Raw genomic sequence first — 14,274 nt, 5'->3', positions numbered from 1 at the left:
CCGACCAGCCAAATAGTGCGACCCAGGGCCCGGTAAGCGAAGCGCTACCGGGCATTTTTATTTCTCTTTGCCCCTGCCGTACATTCCCTGAAACAGCTGCGTCACGTCGACAAAATAATCCGTCAGAGAATTAATCACCACCTGTACCTTGAGTGGCATCTTGTCTTTTTCAGTATACAGCGCGTAGACCGGACGCGGGTCTGACTGGTAGCGGGGCAGCAGGATCTCCACCTCGCCACGGTTGATCTCATTGATCACCCACATCAGTGGGACAAAGGCAACTCCCGCACCGGCAGCCAGCCAGCGAACCAGCGTCATGGGATCATTGGTTACGAAGCGACCCTGTGGGATCAGGCGGGTAGAAATTCCCTCCGGGGCGATAAGTTCGAATACATTATCCGGGCGAACGCTGTATTCCAGCCACGAATGATTGCTGAGATCGGCAGGTTTCTCCGGAACACCAAACTGGGCGAGATAACTTTTTGCCGCGCAGACCACCATCGGCATAGCCCCCAGACGACGCGAAAAAAGGCTGGAGTCCTGCAGGGCGCCGACGCGGATAACCACATCCAGACCATCAGCAATTAAGTCTGGCGCAGGGATGCCAGTGACCAGATTAACCGACAGCCCAGGGTATTCTTTCAGCATTTTTTCGGTCAGTCCGGCAAGGACATTTTGTGCCATGGTTGAAGAACAACCAATGTGTAGCGTACCAATGGGCGTGTTGTTAAAAGCATACAGTTGCTCGTGAACATCCTGCGCTTCGTGCAGCATTCGGCGGCAACCCTGATAATAAATTTTACCCGCCTCGGTAAGCCCAATGCTGCGCGTGCTGCGGTTTAGCAGCTTAACCTGCAACTCATCTTCCAGTTTGGATACCGTCTGGCTTATCGATGAAACGCTCATTTGCAACTGCCTTGCGGCGGCGGTGAAGGAGCCCAGTTCGACAACTTTGGCGAACACCGACATACGTTTTAATCGTTCCATTATTCACTCTGGCTTAAAAGTGATTTAGATCACATTATATAGATAACAGCATAACAGTTACGCTAATATATTATTATTCAAATAACCGCTATGTCGCTCTCGCCTGGCTCATCCTTGCCCTTCTCTGCGGTGACATACGCGCAATAAACGATCATCTGCACTCTCTAAAACTACCAAGGTCAACATGAGTCTGTTTCCCGTTATCGTGGTGTTTGGTCTGTCCTTCCCACCGATTTTTTTCGAATTGCTTTTGTCACTGGCGATTTTCTGGCTGGTGCGCCGGGTGTTAGTTCCGACTGGCATCTATGATTTTGTCTGGCATCCGGCCCTGTTTAACACCGCGCTGTATTGCTGTCTGTTCTATCTAATAACGCGCCTGTTCGTTTGAGGTTGAAGTGAAAACACTAACAAGAAAACTCTCCCGCACGGCCATGACTCTCATCCTGGTCATTCTGGCCTTTATCGCTATTTTCCGCGCATGGGTCTATTACACCGAATCGCCGTGGACGCGTGATGCACGTTTTAGCGCTGATGTCGTCGCCATTGCACCGGATGTCGCGGGTCTTATCACCAATGTTAACGTCCATGATAACCAACTGGTGAAAAAGGATCAGGTCCTGTTCACTATCGACCAGCCACGCTATAAAAAAGCACTCGAACAGGCTGAAGCGGACGTCGCTTATTATCAGGTACTGGCACAAGAAAAACGCCAGGAAGCCGGTCGTCGTAACCGCCTGGGCGTGCAGGCCATGTCCCGCGAAGAGATCGACCAGTCGAATAACGTGCTGCAAACCGTATTACATCAGCTTGCGAAGGCGCAGGCGACCCGCGATCTGGCAAAACTCGATCTCGAACGTACCGTCATCCGTGCACCAGCCGATGGTTGGGTGACTAACCTTAACGTCTATTCTGGTGAATTTATTACTCGTGGCTCTACGGCGGTAGCGCTGGTTAAGCATCACTCTTTTTACGTGCTGGCCTATATGGAAGAGACCAAGCTGGAAGGTGTGCGTCCGGGCTATCGTGCTGAAATTACGCCGCTTGGCAGCAATAAGGTATTGAAAGGCACCGTCGATAGCGTGGCGGCAGGCGTGACAAATGCCAGCAGCACCCAGGATGCAAAAGGCATGGCGACCATTGACTCTAATCTTGAATGGGTGCGACTGGCGCAGCGTGTGCCGGTGCGCATCCGTCTTGATGACCAGCAGGGAACCCTGTGGCCGGCCGGTACTACGGCCACCGTCGTTATTACCGGTAAGCAGGATCGCGATGCCAGCCAGGAGTCGTTCTTCCGTAAAATGGCGCACCGTCTGCGCGAGTTTGGTTAATTGTGATGGGCATTTTCTCCATTGCCAATCAGCATATCCGCTTTGCGGTAAAGCTGGCATGCGCCATTGTACTGGCGTTATTTGTTGGCTTTCATTTCCAGCTTGAGACCCCTCGTTGGGCTGTACTGACTGCTGCGATTGTGGCGGCAGGCCCAGCCTTTGCCGCCGGTGGAGAACCTTATTCTGGCGCTATTCGCTACCGCGGCATGCTGCGTATTATTGGGACATTTATTGGCTGCATTGCCGCGCTGATCATTATTATCAGTATGATCCGTGCGCCGCTATTGATGATCCTGGTGTGCTGTATCTGGGCCGGTTTTTGTACCTGGATCTCTTCACTGGTTAAGATCGAAAACTCCTATGCCTGGGGGCTTTCGGGTTACACGGCGTTGATTATCGTCATTACCATTCAGGCGGAACCTCTGCTGACGCCACAATTTGCACTCGAACGCTGCAGCGAGATTGTGATGGGGATTGTCTGCGCCATCATTGCCGACCTGCTCTTTTCGCCCCGTTCAGTGAAACAGGAGATAGATGTCGAGTTGGACAGCCTTCTGGTGGCGCAATATCAGCTTATGCAACTGTGCATAAAGCATGGTGATAGCGAAGAAGTGGACAAGGCCTGGGGCACTTTAGTTCGTCGTACGGCAGCGCTTGAAGGGATGCGCAGCAACCTGAACATGGAATCCTCACGCTGGGTGCGCGCCAATCGTAGGCTCAAAGCGTTGAACACGCTGTCACTGACGCTTATTACTCAGTCCTGTGAAACCTATCTTATCCAGAATACACGACCAGAACTGATTACAGATACTTTCCGCGAGTTGTTTGATACACCGGTTGAAACGGTGCAGGACGTACATAAACAACTGAAGCGGATGCGCCGTGTGATAGCCTGGACCGGTGAGCGTGATACGCCGGTGACGATTTATAGCTGGGCTGGCGCGGCGACGCGCTATCTGCTGTTGAAACGCGGTGTAGTCAGCAATACCAAAATCAGTGCAATAGAAGAAGAGATCCTGCAGGGCGAGCCGGTGGTGAAAGTGGAATCCGCTGAACGTCACCATGCGATGGTCAACTTCTGGCGTACTACGCTGTCCTGTGTGCTGGGAACCTTATTCTGGTTGTGGACCGGCTGGACGTCAGGTAGCGGCGCGATGGTCATGATAGCGGTCGTCACCTCGCTGGCTATGCGTTTGCCTAACCCCCGCATGGTGGCCATCGACTTTATATATGGCACGCTGGCAGCATTACCGTTGGGGGCGCTCTATTTTCTGGTGATTATCCCCAATACTCAGCAAAGTATGTTGTTGCTGTGTCTGAGTCTGGCGGTGCTGGGATTCTTTCTGGGTATCGAGGTGCAGAAGCGGCGTCTGGGCTCAATGGGGGCGCTGGCGAGCACCATTAACATCATCGTGCTTGATAACCCGATGACGTTTCACTTTAGTCAGTTCCTCGACAGTGCACTGGGGCAGATTGTCGGCTGCGTATTGGCATTTATCGTGATTCTGCTGGTGCGGGATAACTCGCGAGACAGAACGGGTCGCGTGTTGCTTAACCAGTTTGTGTCGGCAGCGGTCTCCGCAATGACCACCAATGTTGTGCGCCGTAAAGAAAACCACCTTCCGGCGTTGTATCAGCAGCTGTTTTTACTGATGAACAAATTTCCCGGCGATCTGGCAAAGTTCCGTCTGGCACTGACGATGATTATTGCTCACCAGCGTTTACGTGATGCGCCTGTACCAGTAAACGATGATTTATCGGCGTTTCATCGGCAACTTCGCCGTACTGCCGATCATGTTATTTCTGCAGTAAATGATGACAAACGCCGACGCTACTTTAGTCAGTTGCTGGAGGAGCTTGATATCTACCAGGAAAAATTAACGCTCTGGGAAGCCCCGCCTCAGGTAACGGAGCCAGTGAAACGACTCACGGGAATGTTGCACAAATACCAGCATGCGCTGACCAGCAATTAAGCGCTAAAAACCGACGCCAGAAGCGTCGGTTTTTTTATGGCTATACTTACCTGACGTGTGGGAATTCCCAGCATACAGGTAGTCTGTAGAGTGACTGGCGTCGGGATGGTGGCTATAGATGAATATCTATACGTTTGATTTTGACGAGATTGAAGATCAGGGTGATTTCTACCGCGAGTTTACGCGGATATTCGGCCTGGCCCGGGAAAAGGTGAGCGATCTCGATTCGCTGTGGGAAGTGGTGATGGGGGACGTCCTGCCTCTGCCGCTGGAGATTGAGTTTGTCCATTTACCGGACAAACAGCGTCGACGCTACGGTGCCCTGATATTGCTGTTTGATGAAGCAGAAGAGGAACTGGAAGGGCAATTGCGCTTTAACGTTCGCCACTCAAAATAGGCATAAAAAAAGCCCCCGGCAGGCGGGGGCAAGTCGTCTCGGACCAGACGACGAGGGTTTATTTGTACAATTCTGCGGTTGCATGCCAGTGAGCACCTTCACGGAGTTCAGTGACACGATAGCTGCTGGCGCCCGCTTTTTCTGCTTTAGCGGCGATTGCCTGACGCATATCCATTGGTGAGCTACCGATCTGAGATACAGAGATGGTACCCATGGATTGCAGATTCTGTGCTTCTTGAGAGTTCACCTGATTAACCGCGGCGCTTGCACCGAAAGAGAGAACTGAGAGAAGGCTTAAAGTTGCAACAGTGGTTTTGATTTTCATGATATTTACCTCGTCGAATTCTTTTATTAGGGGTCTTTGTTTCGTGACCCTCATCACAAAATCAAGTATACACTAATCACGTGATAAATTAATACCACGCTAATTGTTTCTATGGTAATCAGGTGTTAAGAAAAGTGTTTTTTTATAACTATATGGAATTAAAAATACAAATCAGAACTGATATTTAAAAATAAAATCAATAAATTCATGTAGATACTAGATTTTGCAAATTGTGCGTTTTTGATGAGTATCATTCACTATGTGAATGTATTTTGGCGGTGAAACGCACTATTTGTTAAATGCCCGGTAGTGGAAAGCTGAGGAGAGGAGCAGAAAAGAGAGATTTTTCCCCCGCCACAGGGCATGACGGGGAAGGGAATTACAGTTCTTGTTCAAACAGTTCCAGAATGGCTTCGTACAGGTCTTTTACCGTAAAACCTTTGGCCGGTGTGGTGAAGATGGTATCGTCACCAGCAATCGTTCCAAGAATACCTTCTGCTTTACCCAGTGAATCCAGCAGGCGAGCAATCAGCTGCGCAGCGCCTGGGCTGGTATGAATAACGACAACGGCATCGTTGTAGTCGATATCCAGCACCAGATTTTTCAATGGGCTTGACGTTGTCGGGACTCCCAGCTCTGCAGGCAGACAGTACACCATTTCCATTTTCGCATTGCGGGTACGCACGGCACCAAACTTGGTCAGCATGCGTGAAACCTTGGACTGGTTGATATTATCAAAGCCCTGATCCTGCAACGCGAGGACGATTTCGCCCTGAGAGCTGAATTTTTCTTCTTTAAGTAGCGCTTTAAACGCCTTAACTAATTCTTCTTGTTTAGCCGAGCTTCGCATAAGTCACCCGTAATATAGCGGTAGAAACAACATTATTGTGCATACAGATGAATTTTTATGCAAACGGTCTGCCTCGTTCAAGGCTGAAATAATGTTATGAAAGAGCGGGATTTTATCAAATTTCGTTATCAAGAAACATGCCTGTGTCACGGCTCGCAAATAAGATTAAAAGTAAATTAAATGTTATCAAATTGATGTTGTTTTGAGGTGGCTGTAGGGTATATTGTCAGCACCTGTTGGAAAGTTGCTCTACTGTGCGAGTGGTTTTGAATTACGTAACTTAGGTTTTATTTTACGTAAGTTAAATGCATAAAAGCCAAATTTGCGTGACTACGCATTCTTGAAGCGTGGTTATTGAATTCGTTGGATTTGTGAATTAAGGTCGCCGCCGCGGAGCAATAGACATTTTGCTTATCAATATAATAAGGAGTTTAGGATGAAAGTTGCAGTCCTCGGCGCTGCTGGTGGTATCGGTCAGGCGCTAGCATTACTGTTAAAAACCCAACTGCCTTCAGGTTCAGAACTCTCCCTGTACGACATCGCTCCAGTAACTCCTGGTGTGGCCGTTGATTTGAGCCATATCCCTACTGCTGTGAAAATCAAAGGCTTCAGCGGTGAAGATGCGACCCCTGCACTGGAAGGTGCTGACGTGGTGCTGATTTCTGCGGGTGTTGCGCGTAAACCAGGTATGGACCGTTCTGACCTGTTTAACGTGAATGCTGGCATCGTGAAGAATCTGGTGCAGCAGGTTGCTACCACCTGTCCGAAAGCATGTATCGGTATCATCACTAACCCAGTGAACACGACCGTTGCTATCGCTGCTGAAGTGCTGAAAAAAGCAGGCGTATACGATAAGAACAAACTGTTTGGCGTCACTACGCTGGACATCATCCGCTCCAACACCTTTGTTGCGGAACTGAAAGGCAAGCAGCCTGGCGATGTTGAAGTCCCGGTTATTGGTGGACACTCAGGTGTGACCATTCTGCCGCTGCTGTCACAAATTCCTGGCGTAAGTTTCACAGAACAAGAAGCTGCTGACCTGACTAAACGTATCCAGAACGCGGGTACTGAAGTTGTGGAAGCAAAAGCCGGTGGCGGGTCTGCAACCCTGTCTATGGGTCAGGCTGCAGCACGTTTCGGTCTGTCACTGGTTCGTGCGCTGAGCGGTGAAAAAGGTGTCGTGGAATGCGCTTACGTTGAAGGCGATGGTCAGTACGCTCGCTTCTTCTCTCAGCCGCTGCTGCTGGGCAAAAATGGCGTAGAAGAACGTCAGTCCATCGGTAAACTGAGCGCGTTCGAACAAAGCTCGCTGGAAGGCATGCTGGACACGCTGAAGAAAGATATCACGCTGGGCGAAGAGTTCGTTAAGTAACACGCTCGCGTAGGCCTGATGTAAAAAAACCGGAGAATGAATTCTCCGGTTTTTTTGTGCGTCAAATTCACGACATTAGTTCGTCGCCGGGTATTCCTGAATGGTGACCTGCAACGTTAACTGTTTATCATCACGCATTACGACCACGGAGATAACTGAACCTGGGCGAATTTCAGCAACCTGATCCATGGTTTCCAGCGCAGAGACCGCCGGTTTATTATTGACCGAGATAATCAGGTCATTGACCTGAATGCCTGCCTGGGCCGCCGGACCATCCGGAGCCACTTCGTTTACGACAATCCCCTGAATTTGCTCCATGCCGCTACCTTGTGCGTGCAGCGGTGCAATTTCACGCCCGCTGATGCCGATGTAGCCACGAATAACTCGCCCGTCGCGAATCAGCTTATCCATGATTTTCGTCGCCAGTTGAAACGGAATTGCAAAGCCAATCCCTTCCGGCGTTTCACCATCATTGCTCTTATCAAACGATAGTGTGTTAATCCCCATCAACTCACCCAGGGAGTTAACCAGCGCACCGCCGGAGTTACCGTGGTTAATGGAGGCATCCGTCTGCAGGAAGTTTTGCCGGCCTGTTGGGTTCAGGCCAATACGCCCCGTGGCGCTGATGATCCCCTGAGTGATTGTTTGCCCAAGGTTGTACGGGTTACCGATGGCAAGCACGACATCGCCAATATGCGGTACACGTTTGTTATTAATCGGGATCGTCGGTAGTCCGCCTGCTGCGTTGATTTTCAACACTGCAAGGTCGGTTAAGGTATCGGAGCCAACAAGCAACGCTTCAAAGACACGTCCATCCTGCAGCGCGACGATGATTTGGTCGGCGTCATTAATGACATGCTTGTTGGTGATGATATAGCCGCGCTGATCCATGATAACGCCTGAACCGAGCGTACGGATCTCCAGCTGGTTATGCGTCGTGCTGTTCACACTGCGGTTGTACACGTTGACCACGGCAGGCGCAGCACGGCGAACTGCCGGGTTATAACTGGCAGGTGTTTCATCTGTGCTGTCGAACTGTGGTGCGGTAAGCGTATTAATTTTTCGCAGAGAGGGCATCGCGGCCAGCAGAATGGCGCCGACGATTAAACCAATCGCGACCGAACGTAAAAGCTTCACAAACATGATGGCGGCGTCATTAAAAAAGGGAACGGCAGCAGCATATCACGAGTTTACCGGACATCACACGGGGGGCTGATGTCCGGTTGTCCTGGTTAACGCAAAAGCAGGTAAATACTCTCGTTACCACGAACGACCTGCAGAGCAATGATTGACGGTTTCGTTTCCAGCACTTTGCGCATTTCGGCAATCGAGTTCACCCGATCGCGGTTAACGGCGATGATGACGTCATCTTTATGCAGGCCGGCCTGTGCGGCTGGGCTGCTTTTCTCAACGTTATCAATTCGAATGCCTTTGGCACCGTCTTTTAGCTGCCCGTCGCTGAGCGTGGCCCCTTGCAATGCCGGTGCAATCATTTCAGCGCTGGCGGAGGATGATGTACTGGTATCCAGCGTCACTTCAACTTCCAGCGGTTTACCGTTACGCAGCAGGCCCAGTTTGACTTTGGTCCCCGGTTCAGTTGTCGCAATACGCGAACGCAGTTCGGCGAAACTACTGAGCGGTTTGCCGTTAAGACTGGTAATAACGTCACCGGATTTCACGCCCGCTTTGGCAGAACCAGAATTAGGCAGAACTTCGCTGACAAACGCGCCACGTTGTACATCCAGTTTGAATGCTTTAGCGATGTCAGCGGTCATTTCCGTACCTTTAATACCTAACAGACCGCGTTTGATTTCGCCAAACTGCATTAATTGCTGCGCCAGCGTACGCGCCATGTTACTGGGGATAGCAAAACCGATCCCAATGCTGCCGCCGCCAGGCGCGAGAATGGCGGTATTTATGCCAATCAGCTCACCATTCAGGTTGAGCAACGCACCGCCGGAGTTGCCGCGGTTAATAGACGCATCGGTCTGAATAAAGTTTTCCAGCCCTTCCAGGTTCAGACCGCTGCGACCCAATGCGGAGACGATCCCTGAGGTTGCCGTTTGTCCCAGCCCGAACGGGTTGCCGACGGCGACAGCAAAGTCACCCACGCGCAGTTTGTCGGAGTCGGCGATAGCGATTTGTGTCAGGTTGCTGGGATGCTGTATTTGCAGCAGGGCGATATCGCTCTGATCGTCGCTACCGATGAGTTTGGCATCGAACTCGCGCCCATCGTTCAGCTGAACGCTAATTTTCTGCGCCTGATTAATAACGTGGTTGTTGGTCAGAACATAGCCCTTGGCAGCGTCAATGATGACGCCTGAACCCAGTCCTTCGAATGGCTGCGAGGGCTGATCGGGCAGCTCATCACCAAAAAACTTTTTGAATTCTTCCGGGACTTTTTGCCCTTGAACGGCGGTGCCCTCGACTCTCACGCTAACGACGGCAGGTAACACTTTTTCCAGCATGGGGGCGAGGCTGGGGATCGCTGCCTGACCGGGGACCTGGCCGGGAATCGACGCAATGGCCTGGAATGGCGCCGAGAGAGTTAACCCGACACTTAACGCTAATGCACTCAACAGCTGGGTTTGTTTTTTCATGGATCCTGCTCTCGTACCTTGAGTAAACGGAAGATGATTCAAAACAGTTTGATGTTATTGAATTTTCGGTTTGGTCACAATGAGGCTAACGACTAAATAATAGCTGGGACGGGAAGAGAAGCGGAGGGCGCATTTGCTGCGCCCGATAAATTTCTTAACGATGTGCAGTTAGTCGCGCTTTGCGCCACTACGCAGCAGGCCGGAAGCCCCTTCGGAATAGTCACGCGGCATCTGAACCGGCGCCTGATCGTTACCCGCTTCAGACTCAGCCAGACGATTGCGGAATGGGTTGTTTTCCGCTGACATGCCCGGCAGCAGGCTGCTGGAGCTTTTCGCCATATGCTGATAGATCTGACGATAATCGTCAGCCATGTTATCCAGTAGCTCAGCGCTGCGGGCAAAATGACTCACCAGCTCTTCGCGGTACTCTTCCAGCTCAGCTTTGTTCTTTTCCAGTTCGTACTGTAATGCCTGCTGTTGGCGTAATTTACGATTACCAAAACGCATGGCTACAGCACCAATAATGATACCGACGACTAACCCAATTAGCGCATATTCCCAGGTCATGAACATCTCCCGTTGTCTTTTGTTTCCGTAGGGTGTTGGCTTTAGGCTCCATGCCTGCGCCTGATTATGCCACTATAACCGCTAATCCCGTAGAAGTGGAATCCCGTGTTTATATCACGTAATGTAGAACGGCCTTTTTTTCGTCAACCGTGAGCGACGGCACATCGATTCTCAAGGAATAACAATAACATCATGCAAAGCCTTTCCCCGACATCGCGATATCTGCAGGCCCTCAACGACGGCAGCCATCAACCCGACAACGTACAAAAAGAAGCAGTGAATCGACTGGAAACGATTTACCAGGCGCTCACGACGATTGCACCTCCAGCCGCGCAGGAGAGTGGACTGATGGCCCGCTTTGGTAAATTGCTGGGTAAACGTGAGCCGAAGGAAAACACGCCGGTGCGTGGTCTGTATATGTGGGGGGGCGTAGGACGCGGAAAAACCTGGCTGATGGATTTGTTCTACCATAGCCTGCCTGGCACACGTAAACAGCGTTTGCACTTTCACCGCTTCATGCTGCGCGTGCATGAAGAATTGACGGCTCTGCAAGGTCAGAGCGACCCGTTGGAAGTGATTGCTGACCGTTTCAAAGCCGAAACTGATGTGCTGTGCTTTGATGAATTTTTTGTCTCGGATATTACTGACGCCATGCTGCTCGGTGGCTTAATGAAGGCGCTATTTGCTCGCGGCATTACGCTGGTGGCAACGTCCAATATTCCGCCTGATGAACTGTATCGTAACGGTTTGCAACGTGCGCGCTTCCTTCCCGCTATCGAAGCCATTAAACAGTATTGCGACATCATGAACGTGGATGCCGGCGTTGACTACCGGTTACGTACGTTAACGCAGGCACACTTATGGCTGTCTCCGCTTAATGATGAAACACAGCGGCAGATGGATAAGCTCTGGCTGGCGTTAGCGGGCGCGAAAAACGAACATGCACCGACGCTGGAGATTAACCATCGCCCGATGCAGACGCTGGCCGTTGAGAACCAAACGCTGGCGGTATCGTTCACTACGCTGTGCATCGATGCCCGCAGCCAGCACGATTACATCGCATTGTCGCGCCTGTTCCACACGGTGCTGCTGTTTGATGTACCGGTAATTACGACGCTGATGGAAAGTGAAGCACGACGCTTTATCGCGCTGGTTGATGAGTTCTACGAACGCCACGTTAAACTGGTGGTCAGCGGCGCAGCGCCTTTATATGAGATCTACCAGGGCGAGCGCCTGAAGTTTGAATTCCAGCGTTGTTTGTCGCGTTTGCAGGAGATGCAAAGCGAAGAGTATCTGAAGCGGGAACATTTAGCCGGTTAAACCTGCCGCAAATCACATAAAGGGGTCGATCTTTGACCCTGACTTCTCTATAATCTTGCGACCCCACGTTACGAGAGAGTTTTTTTCCCAAAACTTTCTATGCGCCGGCATAGGCTATTCGAAGGGGTAGGTTTGCTGGACAATGTCGTGTGAACCTCAACTGACAAAACGTTTGGGTGTTCACCAACGTGTAACTTATTTATTTGGGTAAGCTTTTAATGAAAACTTTTACAGCTAAACCAGAAACCGTAAAACGCGACTGGTATGTTGTTGACGCGACCGGTAAAACTCTGGGCCGTCTGGCTTCCGAACTGGCTCTGCGCCTGCGCGGTAAGCACAAAGCGGAATACACTCCGCACGTAGATACTGGTGATTACATCATCGTTCTGAACGCTGACAAAGTTGCTGTAACCGGCAACAAGCGTACTGACAAAGTGTACTATCACCACACCGGCCACATCGGTGGTATCAAACAAGCGACCTTTGAAGAGATGATTGCTCGCCGTCCTGAGCGTGTGCTTGAAATCGCGGTTAAAGGCATGCTGCCAAAAGGCCCGCTGGGTCGTGCTATGTTCCGTAAACTGAAAGTTTACGCTGGCAACGAGCACAACCACGCGGCACAGCAACCGCAAGTTCTTGACATCTAATCGGGATTATAGGCAATGGCTGAAAATCAATACTACGGCACTGGTCGCCGCAAAAGTTCCGCAGCTCGCGTTTTCATCAAACCGGGCAACGGTAAAATCGTAATCAACCAACGTTCTCTGGAACAGTACTTCGGTCGTGAAACTGCCCGCATGGTAGTTCGTCAGCCGCTGGAACTGGTCGACATGGTTGAGAAACTGGATCTGTACATCACCGTTAAAGGTGGTGGTATCTCTGGTCAGGCTGGTGCGATCCGTCACGGTATCACCCGCGCTCTGATGGAGTACGACGAGTCCCTGCGTTCTGAACTGCGTAAAGCTGGCTTCGTTACTCGTGACGCTCGTCAGGTTGAACGTAAGAAAGTCGGTCTGCGTAAAGCACGTCGTCGTCCGCAGTTCTCCAAACGTTAATTGCTTCTGCTTCGGCAGATTACAATTTGCGAAAAACCCGCTCCGGCGGGTTTTTTTATGCTTTTCATCCTCAAGAAATCACGGTAATACGCTGATTGCCACCTCTTTTTCCCCATTTCCAGAATCGACTCACCACAAAGGTCACAAAATCTGGTAAACTATCATCCAATTTTCTGCCCAAATATCCGGTATTGTTCATTTTTTGTTTGTATTTTGAACAGTAATGACTTTCCCGAATCTGGGTGACATCACTTCTGGCTGGCCACAAAGTGGCTGGTAGCAGTAAAAATTCTGAATATACCTGGAGGTTTTCATGGCTGTCGCTGCCAACAAACGTTCGGTAATGACGCTGTTTTCTGGTCCTACTGACATCTATAGCCATCAGGTCCGCATCGTGCTGGCTGAAAAAGGTGTTAGTTTCGAGATTGAGCACGTGGAAAAGGACAATCCACCGCAGGATCTGATCGACCTCAACCCGAATCAGAGCGTCCCGACACTGGTGGATCGTGAGCTGACCCTGTGGGAATCTCGCATCATTATGGAATACCTGGATGAGCGTTTCCCGCATCCTCCGCTGATGCCGGTTTACCCGGTTGCGCGTGGTGAGAGCCGCCTGTACATGCAGCGTATTGAAAAAGACTGGTACACGTTGATGAACGTCATCGTGAACGGTTCCGCATCTGAAGCCGATGTTGCACGTAAGCGTCTGCGTGAAGAGCTGCTGGCAATTGCTCCAGTCTTTGGTCAAAAGCCTTATTTCCTGAGCGATGAGTTCAGCCTGGTAGATTGCTACCTGGCACCACTGCTGTGGCGTTTACCGCAGCTGGGTATTGAATTCAACGGCGCAGGTTCGAAAGAACTGAAAGGGTATATGACTCGCGTCTTTGAACGTGACTCTTTCCTGGCTTCTCTGACTGAGCCTGAACGTGAAATGCGTCTGGGCCGGGGTTAACCTGTATGGATTTGCCACAGCTAACGCCACGCCGTCCGTATCTGCTGCGCGCATTCTATGAGTGGTTGCTGGACAACCAGCTCACGCCGCACCTGGTGGTGGATGTGACGCTCCAGGACGTGCAGGTTCCGATGGAATATGCACGTGATGGGCAAATTGTTTTGAATATTGCACCGCGTGCAGTGGGGAACCTGGAACTGGCTAACGATGAAGTACGTTTCAATGCGCGCTTCGGTGGTGTGCCGCGTCAGGTTTCTGTGCCGCTGGCTGCGGTTCTGGCTATTTATGCGCGCGAAAATGGCGCGGGTACGATGTTCGAACCGGAAGCTGCTTACGATGAAGATGTCGCCAGCTTGAACGATGACGATAACGACGCGTCGGGTTTTGAGAACGAAACGGTCATGTCTGTCATTGATGGCGATAAGCCAGACAATGCCGACGACAACGACCCGGATGACACGCCGCCGCCTCCTCGCGGTGGGCGTCCGGCGCTACGCGTGGTGAAATAATCAAACAGGCCCTTGCGGGCCTGTTTTGCCTTCTGCGTC

Annotated in this window: 16 protein-coding genes; 10 read left to right on the top strand and 6 right to left on the bottom strand. The window is 51.0% G+C overall.

Features of this window, described 5'->3' with window-relative positions; translation table 11 throughout:
- Positions 1-57 precede the first annotated feature (57 nt).
- The gene (aaeR, locus tag ACLJXE_RS10780) at positions 58-987 is read right to left on the bottom strand and encodes an HTH-type transcriptional activator AaeR (RefSeq protein WP_410750832.1); all 930 of its coding nucleotides are present in this window, start codon (positions 985-987) and stop codon (positions 58-60) included.
- Between the two features lie 184 nt (positions 988-1,171).
- Between aaeR and aaeX the strand changes: the two genes are divergently transcribed.
- The 4 genes from aaeX to ACLJXE_RS10760 all read left to right on the top strand — a co-directional run bounded on the left by aaeX (position 1,172) and on the right by ACLJXE_RS10760 (position 4,685).
- Positions 1,172-1,375: a p-hydroxybenzoic acid efflux pump operon protein AaeX gene (gene aaeX, locus ACLJXE_RS10775; protein ID WP_003025177.1), complete on the top strand. Its 204-nt coding sequence runs from the start codon at positions 1,172-1,174 to the stop codon at positions 1,373-1,375.
- Between the two features lie 7 nt (positions 1,376-1,382).
- The gene (gene aaeA, locus ACLJXE_RS10770) at positions 1,383-2,315 is read left to right on the top strand and encodes a p-hydroxybenzoic acid efflux pump subunit AaeA (protein ID WP_410750831.1); all 933 of its coding nucleotides are present in this window, start codon (positions 1,383-1,385) and stop codon (positions 2,313-2,315) included.
- A 5-nt stretch (positions 2,316-2,320) separates the two neighbouring features.
- Entirely contained in the window at positions 2,321-4,288 is a 1,968-nt protein-coding gene (aaeB, locus tag ACLJXE_RS10765) for a p-hydroxybenzoic acid efflux pump subunit AaeB (protein ID WP_410750830.1), read from the top strand.
- 118 nt (positions 4,289-4,406) lie between these two features.
- Complete coding sequence (locus tag ACLJXE_RS10760; RefSeq protein ID WP_286629362.1) at positions 4,407-4,685, top strand: hypothetical protein; 279 nt, start codon at positions 4,407-4,409, stop codon at positions 4,683-4,685.
- Positions 4,686-4,743: 58 nt separating this feature from the next.
- On the opposite strand, the gene yhcN is transcribed toward ACLJXE_RS10760, so the two are convergent.
- Both yhcN and argR read right to left on the bottom strand, forming a co-directional pair.
- Positions 4,744-5,010 carry a peroxide/acid stress response protein YhcN gene (yhcN, locus tag ACLJXE_RS10755; RefSeq protein ID WP_005121357.1) on the bottom strand — a complete coding sequence of 89 codons (267 nt, stop codon included), beginning with the start codon at positions 5,008-5,010 and terminating at the stop codon, positions 4,744-4,746.
- A 379-nt stretch (positions 5,011-5,389) separates the two neighbouring features.
- Positions 5,390-5,860 (bottom strand): transcriptional regulator ArgR, encoded by a 471-nt coding sequence (argR, locus tag ACLJXE_RS10750; protein ID WP_003025162.1) that lies wholly within the window; start codon positions 5,858-5,860, stop codon positions 5,390-5,392.
- A 436-nt stretch (positions 5,861-6,296) separates the two neighbouring features.
- On the opposite strand from argR, the gene mdh reads away from it, so the two are divergent.
- Entirely contained in the window at positions 6,297-7,232 is a 936-nt protein-coding gene (mdh, locus tag ACLJXE_RS10745; protein ID WP_040234161.1) for a malate dehydrogenase, read from the top strand.
- Between the two features lie 75 nt (positions 7,233-7,307).
- On the opposite strand, the gene degS is transcribed toward mdh, so the two are convergent.
- From degS to zapG, 3 genes are all read right to left on the bottom strand, one after another.
- On the bottom strand, positions 7,308-8,375 hold the full coding sequence (degS, locus tag ACLJXE_RS10740) for an outer membrane-stress sensor serine endopeptidase DegS (RefSeq protein ID WP_410750829.1): 1,068 nt from the start codon (positions 8,373-8,375) through the stop codon (positions 7,308-7,310).
- A gap of 89 nt (positions 8,376-8,464) precedes the next feature.
- On the bottom strand, positions 8,465-9,832 hold the full coding sequence (degQ, locus tag ACLJXE_RS10735) for a serine endoprotease DegQ (protein WP_286629365.1): 1,368 nt from the start codon (positions 9,830-9,832) through the stop codon (positions 8,465-8,467).
- A gap of 168 nt (positions 9,833-10,000) precedes the next feature.
- Positions 10,001-10,399 carry a Z-ring associated protein ZapG gene (gene zapG, locus ACLJXE_RS10730; RefSeq protein ID WP_005121352.1) on the bottom strand — a complete coding sequence of 133 codons (399 nt, stop codon included), beginning with the start codon at positions 10,397-10,399 and terminating at the stop codon, positions 10,001-10,003.
- A 192-nt stretch (positions 10,400-10,591) separates the two neighbouring features.
- Between zapG and zapE the strand changes: the two genes are divergently transcribed.
- The 5 genes from zapE (at position 10,592) to sspB (ending at position 14,235) form a co-directional block, all read left to right on the top strand.
- On the top strand, positions 10,592-11,719 hold the full coding sequence (zapE, locus tag ACLJXE_RS10725; protein ID WP_410750828.1) for a cell division protein ZapE: 1,128 nt from the start codon (positions 10,592-10,594) through the stop codon (positions 11,717-11,719).
- 218 nt (positions 11,720-11,937) lie between these two features.
- Complete coding sequence (gene rplM / locus ACLJXE_RS10720; protein ID WP_003025141.1) at positions 11,938-12,366, top strand: 50S ribosomal protein L13; 429 nt, start codon at positions 11,938-11,940, stop codon at positions 12,364-12,366.
- 15 nt (positions 12,367-12,381) lie between these two features.
- Entirely contained in the window at positions 12,382-12,774 is a 393-nt protein-coding gene (gene rpsI / locus ACLJXE_RS10715) for a 30S ribosomal protein S9 (protein WP_000829818.1), read from the top strand.
- A 313-nt stretch (positions 12,775-13,087) separates the two neighbouring features.
- On the top strand, positions 13,088-13,726 hold the full coding sequence (gene sspA, locus ACLJXE_RS10710) for a stringent starvation protein SspA (protein WP_048213444.1): 639 nt from the start codon (positions 13,088-13,090) through the stop codon (positions 13,724-13,726).
- Positions 13,727-13,731: 5 nt separating this feature from the next.
- Positions 13,732-14,235 (top strand): ClpXP protease specificity-enhancing factor, encoded by a 504-nt coding sequence (gene sspB, locus ACLJXE_RS10705; protein WP_271441663.1) that lies wholly within the window; start codon positions 13,732-13,734, stop codon positions 14,233-14,235.
- The last annotated feature ends 39 nt before the right edge of the window (positions 14,236-14,274 follow it).

The organism is Citrobacter sp. U14242, assembly GCF_046555775.1.
Classification (GTDB): Bacteria; Pseudomonadota; Gammaproteobacteria; order Enterobacterales; family Enterobacteriaceae; genus Citrobacter.
This window is presented reverse-complemented; position numbering and strand designations above follow the sequence as displayed.